The following is a 13,861-nucleotide window of genomic DNA, read 5'->3' on the forward strand; positions in this document are numbered from 1 at the left end:
GGTCAGCCGTTCTGCGGAGCCCCGCTCAGCGCGCTCCTGGCCTGCCACTGCTCCCAGGGCAGGTTCCACTCGCCGTAGCCGTTGCCGATGTCGGCGTTGCCCTTCGAGCCACTGCCGACGACCTCGAAGGGGTCGCCGATCTGGGACTGGGCGAAGAAGCCCGCGGCGTCGGCGTCACTCATCCCCACGCACCCCGAACTGGAGTTGGCGCGGCCGAAGTTGCCGGAGTTCCAGGGGGCGGCGTGCGCGTACATGCCCGACCAGGTGAGGCGCATCGAGTAGTCGACCATCTTGTCGTAGGCGTCGTCCAGGCCCACCGTCTGGGAGTCCATCCGGATGGTGCCCTCCTTGGACATGATGACCATCTTCCCGGACCAGGAGGCCTTCTTGCCGCCCGGAGTGCCCGCCGAGACCGGGATCGTCTTCTGCGCCTGGCCGTCCTCGGTCACCGACATCCTCTTCGTGTCCAGGCTGACCTCGATCCGGCGGTCCTTGCCGATCGTGAACTCGGTGTTGTAGTCCTTGGCGAAGAGGCCGCCGCCCTTGCCGGAGTCCACGCCGTTCAGGTTCATCTCGACCTTCACGTTCGTACCGGACTTCCAGTACTCCCTGGGCCGCCAGTCGACACGGTCGTTCCCCGAGTAGTCCTTGATCCAGCCCCAGGAACCCTCGGTGTTGTTCGACGTGGTGACCTTGAGCTGCTTCTCCACCTCGGCCTTGTTCGCCACCGGGTTGTCGAAGACGATCGAGACGGGCATCGCGACGCCCACCGTGCTGCCCTTGGACACGTTGATCGAGACCTTGTTCACCTTGTCCGCGGCGGAGGTCTTGAACTGCGTCGAGGCGCGCCGGCTCTCGGTGTCCTGCGCCTCGACCCGGTACTCCGCGCCGGGCGGGGCGTTGCGCTCGGAGGTCCAGGTCCTGCCGTCGTCGGATATCTTCCCCGGCAGTTCGCCGCCCTTGGCGTCGGTCACCTTCACCTGCGAGAGCCTGCCCTCGGCGAGGGTCACCGCCACGGGCTGCCCCGCCTTCACCTGATCGCCCGTGAGGTTCACCGAGAGCGCCATCTCCGCCTTCGGCTTCAGCTCGGCCCGGCCGGCCGCCGCGTCGCCGCTCCCGCCCGAGCAAGCGGTCAGCGCGGCGGCCAGGAGTGCGGTGCTCGCCAGGGCGGTACGGCGTATGCGGCTCAACGAAGGGTCCCTTCGAGTGGCGGGGCGAATTGATCGTTCGCAAACGCAGACGCGAACGGAGCGACTCTAGGTTGCGAAATCCGCGGAAAAGATCGTCCTACCGGTTGTGACATGGACCGCAGCGAAACGGTCATCGTCCGGTCACAATCGCCGCGCTCTTCGGTCATGGACAGCTGTGAGAGTCCCGTGCATCCCGATCGCCCGGCGAACAGGAAGGCCGTCAGCCGTGTGTGCACTGCTCGTGACCCCCGCCCAGCAGGACCAGGACCAAGAGCTCCGGGTGCGCGCCCTGACCGTCCCGGAATACCGGCAGTTCCTTTCCGGGCGCCGCGGCGCGAGTTTTCTGCAGTACCCCTCATGGGCCGGCGTAAAGGACCTCTGGCGCTCGGAAAGGGTCGGATGGCACGACCCGGACGGTGAGACGGCCGGTGCCGGACTCGTCCTCTACCGGCAATTGCCCGGCACCCGCAAATACTTCGCCTACCTCCCGGAAGGGCCCGTCGCCGACTGGTCCGACCCGCACCTCGACCGCTGGCTGAACCCCCTCATGCGCCACCTCAGGGCGGCCGGGGCGTTCGCCGTCCGCATCGGCCCCACCCCCGCCTACCGGCGCTGGGACGCCGCCACCGTCAAGGCCGCCACCGGGCCGGGCCGGCAGATGTCCGACGTCCTCGCCACCGAGGTCGACCCGGTCGGGGCCGCCCTCGCCGACCGGCTGCGCACCCGCGGCTGGAAGCGCTGCGGCGGCGAGGACGACGGTGACGCCCAGCCCCGCCACGTCTTCCGCGTCCCCCTCGCCGGCCGCACCCCGGACGACCTGTGGGCCGGCCTGAACCAGGAGTGGCGCCGCAACGTGCGCAAGGCCGACAAGGCCGGGGTGCGGACGGTCCTCGGCGGCGCGGCCGACCTGCCCGAGTTCTTCCGGCTGCTGCGCGTCACCGAGGAGCGCGACGGCTTCCGGCTCGGCCGCTCCCTCGCGTACTACCAGCGGCAGTACCAGGTCCTCAACGCCGAGGAACCCGGCCGCATGCGGCTCTACCTCGCCGTCCACGAGGGCGAGGTCCTCGCCGCGCACACGATGATCGTCGCCGGTGGCCGGGTGTGGTACCAGACCGGCGCCTCCGCCGACCACCGGCGCGACGTACGGCCCAGCAACGCCCTGCAGTGGCGGATGATGCGCGACGCCCACGCCCTCGGAGCGGACGACTACGACATGCGCGGGGTACCCTCCACCCTCGACCCCGCCGAACGCCCTTTCGGACTGCTGCGCTGGAAGCTCGGCACCGGCGGACAGGTCGTCGAGACGCTGGGCGAGTGGGAGACCCCGATGGACGGATATGCCAACACCGCGCTGTACAGGGCCTTCCAGGCCTACCTGGCCCGCCGGTGACGGCCACCACCGACACCAGACCGGCCGCCGGGGACACCGGCGGCGCGGCGGCGCCGGCGACCGCCTCGGTGCTGCGCAGCGGTGCCCTCATGGCGGCCGGCTCGATCGTCTCCCGGGCCACCGGCTTCGTCCGCTCCGCCGTCGTCGTCGCGGCCCTGGGCGTCGGACTGCTCGGCGACGGCTACGCCGTCGCCAACACCGTCCCCAACATCCTCTACATGCTGCTCATCGGCGGCGCCCTCAACGCCGTCTTCGTACCCGAGCTGGTCCGCGCCGCCAAGCAGCACCAGGACGGCGGCGCCGCCTACACCGACCGGCTGCTGACCGCCTGCACCGCGGCGCTCGTCGTGCTCACCGCCGCCGCCGTCCTGGCCGCTCCGCTGGTCGTCGCCGCGTACACCCCCTCGTACACCGGCGCCCAGCAGAGCACCACCGTCGCCCTGGCCCGCTTCTGCCTCCCGCAGATCCTCTTCTACGGGCTCTTCACCCTGCTCGGCCAGGTACTGAACGCCCGGGGCCGGTTCGGCGCGATGATGTGGACCCCGGTCCTCAACAACGTCGTGGTCATCGGGGTCTTCGGACTGTTCCTCGCCCTCTCCCACGACGCCGCGGACGGCCTCACCGCCGCCGACACCCGCCTGCTGGGCCTCGGCACCACCGCCGGCATCGTCGTCCAGGCCCTCGCCCTCGTCCCCTCGCTGCGCGCCGCCCGCTTCCGCTGGCGCCCCCGCTTCGACTGGCGCGGCAGCGGCCTCACCCGCCCGCTGCGCAACGCCGGCTGGCTGGTCCTGCTCGTGCTCAGCAACCAGATCGCCTACTGGGTGGTGACCCGGCTCTCCACCACCGTGGGCGACCTCGCCGGCGGCGCCGGCTACGCCGCCTACAGCAACGCCTACCAGCTGTGGGTCGTCCCCCAGGGCATCATCACCGTCTCCCTCGTCACCGCGCTGATGCCCAGGATGAGCTCCGCCGCGGGCGACGGCGACCTCGCGGCCGTGCGCGGGGACGTCTCCTACGCCCTGCGCTCCAGCGCCGCCCTCGTCGTCCCCGCCGCCGCGCTTTTCGCCGCCCTGGCCCCCTGGGTGATCGGAGCCGTCTACGGCTACGGCCGCACCGGCGCCGCGGACGTCGAAGCGATGGCGGGCATGCTGATCGCCTTCGCCCCCGGCCTGATCGCCTACTCCGCGCAGTACGTGCTCTCCCGCGGCTTCTACGCCCTCTCCGACACCCGCACCCCGTTCTTCCTGAACCTGGTGATCGTCGCGCTGAACGCCGGGCTGTCCTACGCCGCCTACCTCGCGCTGCCGCCGCGCTGGGCCGTCACCGGCATGGCGGGGGCCTCCTCCGTCGCCTTCGCCGCCGGAGCCACCGTCACCGCCTGCGTCCTGCGCCGGCGGCTCGGCCCGCGCGCCGGCACCCGTACCGCACTCCGTGCCACGGCCCTGCGCACCCACCTGCGGCTGCTGGCCGCCTGCGCCCCGGCCGCCGCCGCCGGATACGCGGCCGCCCGCGCCGCCGACCCGTACGGCGACTTCGCGGCGGCCGGGGCGGGAACCGCGGCGCTGCTGCTCGTCGTCGTGCTCCTCGCCGGGCCCCTGCGCCTGACGGAGATCACCGACCAGCTCGCCTCCCTGCGCCGCAGGACCGGCCGATAGCCCGAGGCGGGCCACCGAACCAGCTGGGGATACTGACCCGATGCCACGCGTACTGCTGATCGAGGACGACCCGTCCATCCGGGAGGGCGTCGGCCTCGGCCTGCGCCGGCGCGGCCACGAGGTGAGCGCTGCCGAGACGGGGGAGGCCGGCCTGGAGCTGATGGCGGCCTTCCGCCCGGAGCTGGTCCTGCTCGACCTGATGCTGCCCGGGATCAACGGCGTACAGGTCTGCCGCCGGATCCGCGAGACCAGCCAGGTGCCGATCATCATGCTCACCGCGCGCGGCGACGACTTCGACATCGTCATCGGCCTGGAGGCCGGCGCCGACGACTACATAGTCAAACCCGCCCGCACCGAGGTCATAGAGGCCCGGGTGAAGGCCGTACTGCGCCGGCTCAGCACCCCGGCGGGCAGCCGCACCGACGTCGAGACGCACGGCGAGCTCACCGTCGACCGCAGCGGACTCACCGTCGCCAGGAACGGCGAGCGCGTGCCCCTCGCCCCCAGCGAGCTCAAGCTCCTGCTGCACCTGTCGGCCTCACCCGAGCAGGTCTTCTCCCGCCAGCAGCTCCTCGAATACGTCTGGGACCACAGCTACCACGCCGACGCCCGACTCGTGGACGCCTGCGTACGCCGCCTGCGCCACAAGATCGAGGACCCGGCCGGCAGCCCCCGCTACATCCAGACCGTGCGCGGCTTCGGCTACCGCTTCGGCCCCCTGTAGGCGGCCGTGGGACGGATCGCCCCGCTCGGCCTGCGCACCCGCCTGATCGCGGCCTTCCTGCTGGTCGCCGCCATCTGCGCGGGCACCACCGCCGCCCTCACCTACCAGCGGGCGCGCACCGCGATCCTGACGCAGACCCAGGACACGGCCGTCTCCACCCTGCGCGACCAGGTCGAGCAGCAGCCCCTGACGCTGCCCCTGGACCAGCAGGAGCTGCAGAGCCGCGTCGGCGACATCGCCAAACGCGGCAAACCGCACCCCTGGACGGTCTTCGGCGAGTACGGCAGCCTGCGCGCCTCCTCCAACGTCAGCCCCGCCACCTCCGCCGTGGTCACCGACGCCCTGCGCCGACGGGTGACGGCCCACCCGCACGGCGCCTTCCAGCGGGTCGAGGACCGCTCGGGCAACCCCTACCTGGTGGTCGGGATGCCGGCCGTGTTCACCCACAACGGGACCACGGCGGCCACCGGCGCGGTCTTCTTCGCCACCATGCCGCTGGAGGCCGAAGAGGCCACCGTGCGGGCCATGGTCGAGGCCGCCCAGCAGGGCGCCGTCCCGGGCCTCGCCATCGCCCTGATCCCCGCCCTGCTCGCCGCGCGCAGCGTGCTCCGCCCGGTACGGGACATGCGCCGCGCCGCCCAGCGGCTGGGCCGGGGCCGCCTGGACACCCGTATCGAGGTCAGGGGCGCCGACGAACTCGCCGGGCTCGCCCGTACCTTCAACGAGACGGCCCGCGCCCTGGAGCAGTCCGTGGCCGAGCTGCGGGAGGCGGAGGTGCGGGCCCGCCGCTTCGCGGCCGACGTCTCCCACGAACTGCGCACCCCGCTCGCCGGAATGCTCGCCGTGACCGAGGTCCTCGACGAGGACGCCGAGCAGCTCGACGCCGACACCGCCAAGGCCCTGCGGCTGGTCAGCGCCGAGACGGGGAAGCTCGCCGTCCTGGTCGAGGACCTCATGGAGATCTCCCGCTTCGACGCCCGCGCCGCCGAGCTCAACCTGGACGACGTGGACCTCGCCGAGGCGGTCCGCAAGACCCTGGAGCGCCGGCACTGGGACGACGGCCGGGTGGTCACCGTCACCGACCTGCCGCACGAGGTGCGCGCCCGGCTCGACCCGCGCCGGTTCGACGTGGTCCTCGCCAACCTCGTCGGCAACGCCCTGCGACACGGCGGCGCCCCCGTGCGGATCACCGTGCGGACCGCACCCGGGCCGGACGAGGCCGGCGGCCGGCTGCTCATCGAGGTCGCCGACAGCGGACCGGGCATCGCCCCCGAGGTGCTCCCGCACATCTTCGACCGCTTCTTCAAGGCCGACGCCGCCCGCACCCGGTCGGCGGGCAGCGGTCTCGGACTCGCCATCACCCAGGAGAACGTGCGCCTGCACGGCGGCACCCTCGGCGCGGCCAACGGGCCCGCCGGGGGAGCGGTCTTCACCCTCGACATGCCCCTGGAGGCCCGCGGATGACCCGCCTGCGTACGACGGCCGCCCCCGCGGCGCTGCTGAGCGCCCTGCTGCTCGCCGGATGCGGGATCGAACCCACCGGGCCGGTCGACAGCGGAACCGCCGCCACCGTGGTCGTGCCGGGCCCGGAGAACGCCTCCGTGCTCTACTTCGCCGGACCGGACGGCCGGCTCGTGCCGTCCCCGCAGCGGGACGTGGGCCAACTGGCCCCCCTCCAGGCGCTCACGAGGCTGCTGGACGGGCCCGGCGACCGGGATCGGGCGGCCGGCCTCACCACCGAGGTGCCGTCCACGCACGGCAGACGCCTCGACTCCTCGGTGATCTCCTTCCCGCAGCGCGACGTGATGCAGGTCCGGCTGCCGTTCCCGGCCGAGGACCTGACGCCGACCGCCCGCCGCCAGCTGGTGTGCAGCCTCGCCTCCACCGGCGGCCCGAGCGACCGGCTCAAGGTCGCGCTGAAGGGGACCGACGCGGCCCTCGACCTCGACGCGGCCGAGTGCGACGCCCTGGCCGAACAGCCCGCCGGCTAGCCCTTGCGCGGTCGGCTCCCGCCCGCCACCGTGACCCCATGGACCACGCCGCCGACGTGCCCGACGTCTTCGACCCGCGGATCTACGCCGAGGGCGTCCCCCACGACCGCTACCGGCTGCTGCGCGAGCGGCACCCGGTGGCCTGGCAGGCCGAGCCCGAGATCGGGGGCTGGCCCGCGGGCCCCGGATTCTGGGCGGTCACCCGGCACGCCGACGTCGTCACCGTCCTGCGCGACCACCGCACCTACTCCTCCTGGCTCGGCGCCACCCAGATCCGCGACCCCGACCCCGCCGACCTGCCCTTCCTGCGCCGCACGATGCTCAACCAGGACCCCGGCAAGGCCGCGGGCGACCACGGGCGGCTGCGCCGGCTCGTCTCCCGCGCCTTCACCCCCGCCCGCGTCGAGGCCTTCGCCGGGCGGGTACGGGACCGCGCCCGGACCCTGCTCGCCGCCGCCCGGGACGGCGCCGAGGACGGAGCCGCCGACCTGGTGCGCACCGTCACCGACGAGTACGCGCTGCTCAATCTGACCGACCTGCTGGGCATCCCGGCCGGCGACCGCGCCCTGCTCCTGGAGTGGACCGTACGCGTCATCGGCTACCAGGACCCCGAGGACGTGCCCGCGCCCCGGCTCGGCCCCGACGGCAGGCCGCTCAACCCGCGCTCCCCGGCGCTGCTCGGCGAGATGTTCGCGTACGCCCGCGAACTGGCCGCCCGCAAACGGGCGCGTCCCGGCGACGACGTGATGACCGCCCTCGCCCACGCCGGACTGGATGCGGCCGAACTGGAGATGTTCTTCTTCCTGCTCACCGTCGCCGGCAACGACACCGTGCGCAGCGCCGCCCCCGGCGGGCTGCTGGCGCTGGCCCGCGACCCGGGCGCCTACCGCGCGCTCGCCGCGGGCCGCGTCGCGCCGGAGCGCGCCGTCGAGGAACTCCTGCGCGTCCACCCGCCGGTGCTCAGCTTCCGCCGGACCGCCGCCGCCGACACCGAACTGGCCGGGCAGCGGATCGCGGCCGGGGACAAGGTCGTCGTCTTCCACGCCTCCGCCAACCACGACGAGCGGGTCTTCACCGACCCCCGGAGGCTGGATCTGGGCCGGGCGCCCAACCCGCACGTCTCCTTCGGCGACGGACCGCACGTCTGCCTGGGCGCCCACTTCGCCCGGCTCCAGCTGCGCGTCCTCTACGAGGAGTGGTGCGCGGCGATGCCCGCTCCCGAACTGGCCGGTCGGCCGAAGCGGTTGGTGTCGAACTTCATCAACGGGATCACACGGCTGCCGCTTCGGGTGTCCGGGCGGCCCGCGTGACGTCCGCCACCAGCTCGGTCACGTCCGGCCCGTAGGCATCGGAGTTGACCACCTTCAGCACCAGGCAGAAGGAGTCGGCGCCGTACCGGCGGGCGAGCTCCCGGTGGTGCCGGGCGAGGTAGCGCGCCGCGGCCTGGTTGCTGTTGGCGGTCTGCCCCGACAGCAGGAACACCGGCCGGGAGCCGCGGCCCGTCGTCAGCCGCGCCAGCAGCACGTACTCGGCCATCCCCTTCTCCCAGCGGTACTTCTCGCCGCCCACGCTGATCGCACCGCGGTCCGGTCCCGGCTCGGTGGAGACGTCGACGCGCACCCCCGGGAGCATGGAGTGCAGGTGCGCCGTCGTGCGGGTGTTGGACACCGGCCCGCCCACACAGAACTCGGCCCGGTCCCCGAAGCCCTGCCGCGCCGCGTCGTGCGTGACGATCTGCACGGTCGCCCCGCAGTCCTTGATCAGGGCGGAGATCTCCAGCAGGGCGAAGGCGTCGTTGCGGTGCAGGGACGAATCGGTGCCGCCCATCTGCCGGTTCACCACGAACAGGCAGTCGGAGCCGGACGGCAGACCGAAGAACGCCTGCTTGCGGCGGAGCGCGCGGCGCCACTGGTAGGTCCGGGTGAACCAGCCGAACCCGCCGCTGAGGGCGGTGGCTATCACCCCGAGCACGATGTTGCGCACGTCGTCGTTCATGCGCGGGATGCTAGTGCGGGGCACGGGAAGTTTCACCGGCGGGTGCCGTCCGTCACCGCGCGGCACGCGGCGCGCGACGAGACCCTGACGGGGCGACAGGGCGGCCGATAGGCTCGGCCCACGCTGCCGATGGAGGTTCGGATGCACCGTCTCGTCGCCCGCCCGCTGCCGCTCCTGGCCCTGGTGGCCGCACTCGTCTCCACCGGGGCCGCCGCCCCGCCGGACGCGGCCGGCCCGCCCAAGGTGCCCGTCGCCGCGGGCTACGGCGGGGCCGTCGCCAGTGTCGACGCGGACGCCTCGGCCGCCGGGATCGCCGTGCTGCGCGCCGGCGGCAACGCCGTGGACGCGGCGGTGGCCACCGCCGCCGCGCTCGGGGTCACCGAGCCGTACTCGGCGGGCATCGGCGGAGGCGGCTACTTCGTCTACTACGACGCCGCGACCCGCCGGGTGCACACCGTCGACGGCCGTGAGACCGCCCCCGCGACGGCCACCGCCGAACTGTTCCAGGAGAACGGCGTCCCCATCCCCTTCGCCGAGGGCCAGACCAGCGGCCGCGCGGTCGGCGTCCCCGGCACACCCGCCACCTGGACGACCGCGCTCGACGCGTGGGGCACCCGTCCGCTGCGCCACCTGCTGAAGCCGGCCGAGAAGCTGGCCCGCGACGGGTTCACGGTCGACGCCACCTTCCGGGCCCAGACCGAGGCCAACGAGGCCCGGTTCCGGGACTTCCCGGACACCCGGAAGCTGTTCCTGCCCGGCGGCGCCCTGCCGGTCGTCGGCTCCACCTTCAAGAACCCGGACCTGGCCGCCACCTACGCCGAACTCGCCCGCAAGGGCACCGGTGCGCTCTACCGGGGGCCGATCGCCGAGGACATCGTGGCGGCCGTCCGCAAGCCCCCGGTGGACCCCGCGGCCACCCGCAACGTCCGCTCCGGCGACCTGACCGCCGCGGACCTGCGCGCGTACGGCACCAAACGGCAGGACCCGACCCGGATCGGCTACCGGGGCCTGGACGTCTACGGCATGGCCCCCTCGTCCTCCGGCGGCACGACCGTCGGCGAGGCGCTGAACATCCTGGAACGCGCCGATCTCGCGCGGCTGTCGCAGGCCCAGTACCTGCACCGGTTCATCGAGGCCTCGCGGATCTCCTTCGCCGACCGGGGCCGCTGGGTCGGCGACCCGGCCCAGGAGGACGTGCCGACGAGGGAACTGCTCTCCCAGCGGTTCGCCGACGCGCGCGGCTGCCTGATCGACCCCGACCGGGCGCTGACCAGCCCGCTGGCCCCCGGCGACCCGCGCCGTCCGGTGCCCTGCGCCGCCGGCGGGCAGACGGCGCCGACCACGTACGAGGGGGAGAACACCACCCACCTGACGGTCGCCGACCGCTGGGGCAACGTGGTGGCCTACACCCTGACCATCGAGTCCACCGGCGGCAGCGCGATCACCGTCCCGGGCCGCGGCTTCCTGCTCAACAACGAGCTGACCGACTTCTCCTTCGCCCCGGCCGCGCCCGGAGTCCCGGACCCGAACCTGCCCGGTCCGGGCAAGCGGCCGCGCTCCTCCATGGCGCCGACCATCGTGCTGGACCACGGGCGGCCGGTGCTCGCGCTGGGCTCCCCGGGCGGCGCCACCATCATCACCACCGTCCTGCAGACCCTGACCGGCCACCTGGACCGGGGCCTGCCCCTGGTCGAGGCGATCGCGGCGCCGCGGGCCAGCCAGCGCAACCAGACCACGACCGAGCTGGAGCCGGGACTGTGGAACAGCCCCCTCCGGGCGGAGCTGGAAGCGCTCGGCCACGGCTTCCGGCAGAACCCGGAGATCGGCGCCGCGACCGGTGTGCAGCGGCTGCCGGACGGGCGCTGGCTGGCGGCGGCCGAGACGAGCCGGCGGGGCGGCGGGTCGGCGATGGTGGTCCATCCGCACGGCAGGCCCTGATGACCCGGGCCGGAGACCGGGAGGCAACGGGCGGGGTCAGAGGGCGGTGAGGATCCTCGGGCCGTCGGCGGTGATCGCGACCGTGTGCTCCGCGTGCGCGGCCCGGCTGCCGTCGGTGGTGCGCAGGGTCCAGCCGTCCTCGTCGCAGCGGTAGTCGTCGGTGCCGCCCGCGGTCAGCATCGGCTCGATGGCGAGCACCATGCCGGGGCGCAGCCTCATGCCGCGCCCCGGCGGGCCTTCGTTGGGCACGCCCGGGTCCTCGTGCATGCGGCGGCCGATCCCGTGGCCCCCGAAGCCGTCGGGGATGCCGTAGCCCGCGGCGCGGCAGACCGAGCCCACCGCGTGGGCGATGTCGCCGATCCGGTTGCCGGGGACGGCCGCCGCGATGCCGGCGGCGAGCGCCGCCTCGGCCGTCCCGATGAGCCGCAGGTCGGCGGGGCGGGGCCGGCCGACGGCGAAGGTGACCGCCGCGTCACCGACCCAGCCGCCGAGCCGGGCCCCGCAGTCGATGCTGACCAGGTCGCCGTCGCGCAGCCGGTAGGCGCCCGGGATGCCGTGCACGATCGCGTCGTTGACCGAGGCGCAGATGACGGCGGGGAAGGGCACCGGCGCGAACCGCGGCCGGTAGCCGAGGAAGGGGGAGGCGGCGCCCGCCTCGCGCAGGACGCCGCGAGCCACCTCGTCCAGTTCGAGCAGGGAGCTTCCGACCCGCGCGGCCTCCCGTACGGCCGTGAGGGCGCGGGCCACGACGCGTCCGGCGGCGCGCATCTCGTCGATCGACTTGTCCGTCTTCAGTTCCACCATGCCAATAACTATACCGGTATAACTGTAACGGGATACTTATGGGTGGGCAGGGTAGGGTGGCGGCATGGTCCGCACCCCTTTGACCCCCGAAGAGCGCGAGCGCGGCGAGCGGCTGGGTGCGCTGCTGCGCGAGGCGCGCGGTGCGCGCAGCATGGTCGAGATCGCTGCCGGAGCCGGGCTCTCGCCCGAGACCCTCCGCAAGATCGAGACCGGCCGGGCACCGACGCCCGCCTTCTTCACGGTGGCGGCCCTGGCCGAGGTCCTCGGCCTCTCGCTGGACGAGGTGCTGCGCCGCTGCGCCCCCGCGGCCGTACCGGTCTGAGGAGCCCCGCCGGCGGGGAGTGTCCGGCGGCCGAACGGCCCAACGGGCGGTGTGGCCGCGGGGCCGCGGGGCAGGCGTGAGGGCGTGGCAGCCACGGACACATCCAAGCGACTCGGTTTCGGACTCATCGGCGCGCTCCTCGCGGGAGGGCTGCTGCTGGCGGCCTGCGCCGCGCCCGACGGCCGGGCGTCGCCCTCGGGGGCGTCCGGCGGCTCGAGCGCGCGCGGCCGGTAGCCCGGCGGACGGCCGCCGGCCACGGCCCGCCGCCGCTTAGGGTTCCGGCATGGACCTCGAAGAGCTGGGCAAGGCGCGGTACGTCAGTCTCACCACCTTCCGCAAGGACGGCACACCGGTGGCGACGCCGGTGTGGGCGGTCGCCGACGCCGGGGAGCTGTACGTGTGGACGCGCAGCGACTCGTGGAAGGTCAAACGGATCCGCAACGACGGGCGCGTCACCGTGAGCCCGTGCGACGTGCGCGGACGGGTCGAGGACGGCGCGCCGGTACGGGAGGGCGAGGCCAGGCTGCTCGACGGCGCGGGCCTGAAGCGGGTGCGCGGGCTCATGATGCGCAAGTACACCTGGCAGTTCTGGATGGTCGACGTGCCGGCGATGCTGGCGCGCCGGGGGCGGCGCCCCCACACCGCGATCGCCGTGAAGCTCTGACCCGCCCGGGCCGCCGCCCGCCGTACCCGAGGGGTCCGGCCGCCCGAGTGCCTTCGGTGGCGCCGGCCGCGGTCCGGCCGCGGTCCGGCCGCGGTCCGGCCGCGGTCCGGGAGTCGCGGTCCGGGGGCCGCGGCCCCCTGGTCCGCCCCTCGGCGGGCCGGTCGCGGCACGGCGCAAACCGCCCGCCGCCTGACCGCAATCGACCGCCGGGCGACCTAACGTGATCGACTGCTCCAACCCCGCGAGGCGGTCTTGCCCCACGCTGTGCCGCGGCCTACGTTCTACTCCCTACGGACACCGTCTACGTGCGTAGAACCCGGCGTTTCCGTCGCGAGGAGCAGCTCATGGCCCAAGTCGTTCGCGCCGCTCTGGTCCAGGCCACCTGGACCGGAGACACCGAATCGATGATCGCCAAGCACGAGGAGCACGCCCGGCGGGCCGCCGCCCAGGGCGCGAAGATCATCGGCTTCCAGGAGGTGTTCAACGCCCCCTACTTCTGCCAGGTCCAGGAGCCCGAGCACTACCGCTGGGCCGAGGCCGTCCCGGACGGCCCGACCGTCCGCCGCATGCAGGACCTGGCCCGGGAGACCGGCATGGTCATCGTCGTCCCGGTCTTCGAGCTGGAGAGCGCCGGCTTCTACTACAACACCGCCGCCGTGATCGACGCCGACGGCAGCTACCTCGGCAAGTACCGCAAGCACCACATCCCCCAGGTCAAGGGCTTCTGGGAGAAGTACTACTTCCGCCCGGGCAACGCCGGCTGGCCCGTCTTCGACACCGCCGTCGGCAAGGTCGGGGTCTACATCTGCTACGACCGCCACTTCCCGGAGGGCTGGCGCCAACTGGGCCTCGCCGGCGCCCAGCTGGTCTACAACCCCTCCGCCACCCACCGGGGCCTGTCCTCCCACCTGTGGCAGCTGGAGCAGCCCGCCGCGGCCGTCGCCAACGAGTACTTCGTCGCCGCGATCAACCGCATCGGCCAGGAGGAGTACGGCGACAACGACTTCTACGGCACCAGCTACTTCGTGGACCCCCGCGGGCAGTTCGTCGGTGAGGTGGCCAGCGACAAGGAGGAGGAACTTGTCGTCCGCGACCTCGACTTCGACCTCATCAAGCAGGTCCGCGACCAGTGGGCCTTCTACCGCGACCGCCGCCCCGACGCCTACGGAGGGCTCGTACAGCCGTGAC

At 73.6% G+C, this 13,861-nt stretch carries 14 protein-coding genes; 11 read left to right on the forward strand and 3 right to left on the reverse strand.

Annotation, left to right across the window (positions count from 1 at the left end):
• Positions 1-2 precede the first annotated feature (2 nt).
• Positions 3-1,190 (reverse strand): L,D-transpeptidase, encoded by a 1,188-nt coding sequence (locus AC07FY_RS03970; RefSeq protein WP_478999981.1) that lies wholly within the window; start codon positions 1,188-1,190, stop codon positions 3-5.
• 226 nt (positions 1,191-1,416) lie between these two features.
• Here AC07FY_RS03970 and AC07FY_RS03975 point away from each other — a divergent pair, with 226 nt between their 5' ends.
• Genes AC07FY_RS03975 through AC07FY_RS04000 form a run of 6 tightly spaced genes read left to right on the forward strand, consistent with a single transcriptional unit; the run spans position 1,417 to position 8,260 of the window.
• Positions 1,417-2,580, forward strand: a complete 1,164-nt coding sequence (locus tag AC07FY_RS03975) for a lipid II:glycine glycyltransferase FemX (protein WP_478999984.1) — start codon at positions 1,417-1,419, stop codon at positions 2,578-2,580.
• Positions 2,577-4,235 carry a murein biosynthesis integral membrane protein MurJ gene (murJ, locus tag AC07FY_RS03980; protein ID WP_478999987.1) on the forward strand — a complete coding sequence of 553 codons (1,659 nt, stop codon included), beginning with the start codon at positions 2,577-2,579 and terminating at the stop codon, positions 4,233-4,235. The genes AC07FY_RS03975 and murJ overlap by 4 nt, the downstream gene beginning before the upstream one ends.
• Before the next feature lie 40 nt (positions 4,236-4,275).
• Positions 4,276-4,959, forward strand: coding sequence for a response regulator (locus AC07FY_RS03985; protein WP_478999990.1), 684 nt, complete (start codon positions 4,276-4,278; stop codon positions 4,957-4,959).
• Between the two features lie 6 nt (positions 4,960-4,965).
• Positions 4,966-6,423, forward strand: a complete 1,458-nt coding sequence (locus AC07FY_RS03990; RefSeq protein ID WP_478999993.1) for an ATP-binding protein — start codon at positions 4,966-4,968, stop codon at positions 6,421-6,423.
• Positions 6,420-6,950 carry a hypothetical protein gene (locus AC07FY_RS03995; protein WP_478999996.1) on the forward strand — a complete coding sequence of 177 codons (531 nt, stop codon included), beginning with the start codon at positions 6,420-6,422 and terminating at the stop codon, positions 6,948-6,950. Before AC07FY_RS03990 ends, AC07FY_RS03995 begins: the two co-directional genes overlap by 4 nt.
• Before the next feature lie 38 nt (positions 6,951-6,988).
• On the forward strand, positions 6,989-8,260 hold the full coding sequence (locus AC07FY_RS04000) for a cytochrome P450 (protein ID WP_478999999.1): 1,272 nt from the start codon (positions 6,989-6,991) through the stop codon (positions 8,258-8,260).
• Here AC07FY_RS04000 and AC07FY_RS04005 read toward each other — a convergent pair.
• Positions 8,220-8,945, reverse strand: coding sequence for a hypothetical protein (locus tag AC07FY_RS04005; RefSeq protein WP_479000002.1), 726 nt, complete (start codon positions 8,943-8,945; stop codon positions 8,220-8,222). The genes AC07FY_RS04000 and AC07FY_RS04005 overlap by 41 nt on opposite strands.
• 141 nt (positions 8,946-9,086) lie before the next feature.
• Here AC07FY_RS04005 and ggt point away from each other — a divergent pair, with 141 nt between their 5' ends.
• Entirely contained in the window at positions 9,087-10,883 is a 1,797-nt protein-coding gene (gene ggt / locus AC07FY_RS04010) for a gamma-glutamyltransferase (RefSeq protein WP_479000004.1), read from the forward strand.
• Positions 10,884-10,919: 36 nt separating this feature from the next.
• Here ggt and map read toward each other — a convergent pair whose 3' ends face one another.
• The gene (gene map, locus AC07FY_RS04015) at positions 10,920-11,687 is read right to left on the reverse strand and encodes a type I methionyl aminopeptidase (RefSeq protein ID WP_479000007.1); all 768 of its coding nucleotides are present in this window, start codon (positions 11,685-11,687) and stop codon (positions 10,920-10,922) included.
• Between the two features lie 64 nt (positions 11,688-11,751).
• Here map and AC07FY_RS04020 point away from each other — a divergent pair, with 64 nt between their 5' ends.
• The 4 genes from AC07FY_RS04020 (at position 11,752) to AC07FY_RS04035 (ending at position 13,860) form a co-directional block, all read left to right on the forward strand.
• On the forward strand, positions 11,752-12,009 hold the full coding sequence (locus AC07FY_RS04020; protein ID WP_479000010.1) for a helix-turn-helix domain-containing protein: 258 nt from the start codon (positions 11,752-11,754) through the stop codon (positions 12,007-12,009).
• Between the two features lie 84 nt (positions 12,010-12,093).
• Entirely contained in the window at positions 12,094-12,243 is a 150-nt protein-coding gene (locus AC07FY_RS04025) for a hypothetical protein (RefSeq protein WP_479000013.1), read from the forward strand.
• A 49-nt stretch (positions 12,244-12,292) separates the two neighbouring features.
• Positions 12,293-12,673 carry a PPOX class F420-dependent oxidoreductase gene (locus tag AC07FY_RS04030; RefSeq protein ID WP_479000016.1) on the forward strand — a complete coding sequence of 127 codons (381 nt, stop codon included), beginning with the start codon at positions 12,293-12,295 and terminating at the stop codon, positions 12,671-12,673.
• Between the two features lie 344 nt (positions 12,674-13,017).
• Entirely contained in the window at positions 13,018-13,860 is an 843-nt protein-coding gene (locus tag AC07FY_RS04035; RefSeq protein WP_479000019.1) for a nitrilase-related carbon-nitrogen hydrolase, read from the forward strand.
• Position 13,861 lies beyond the last annotated feature (1 nt).

Source organism: Streptomyces sp. NPDC045967, from assembly GCF_056430495.1.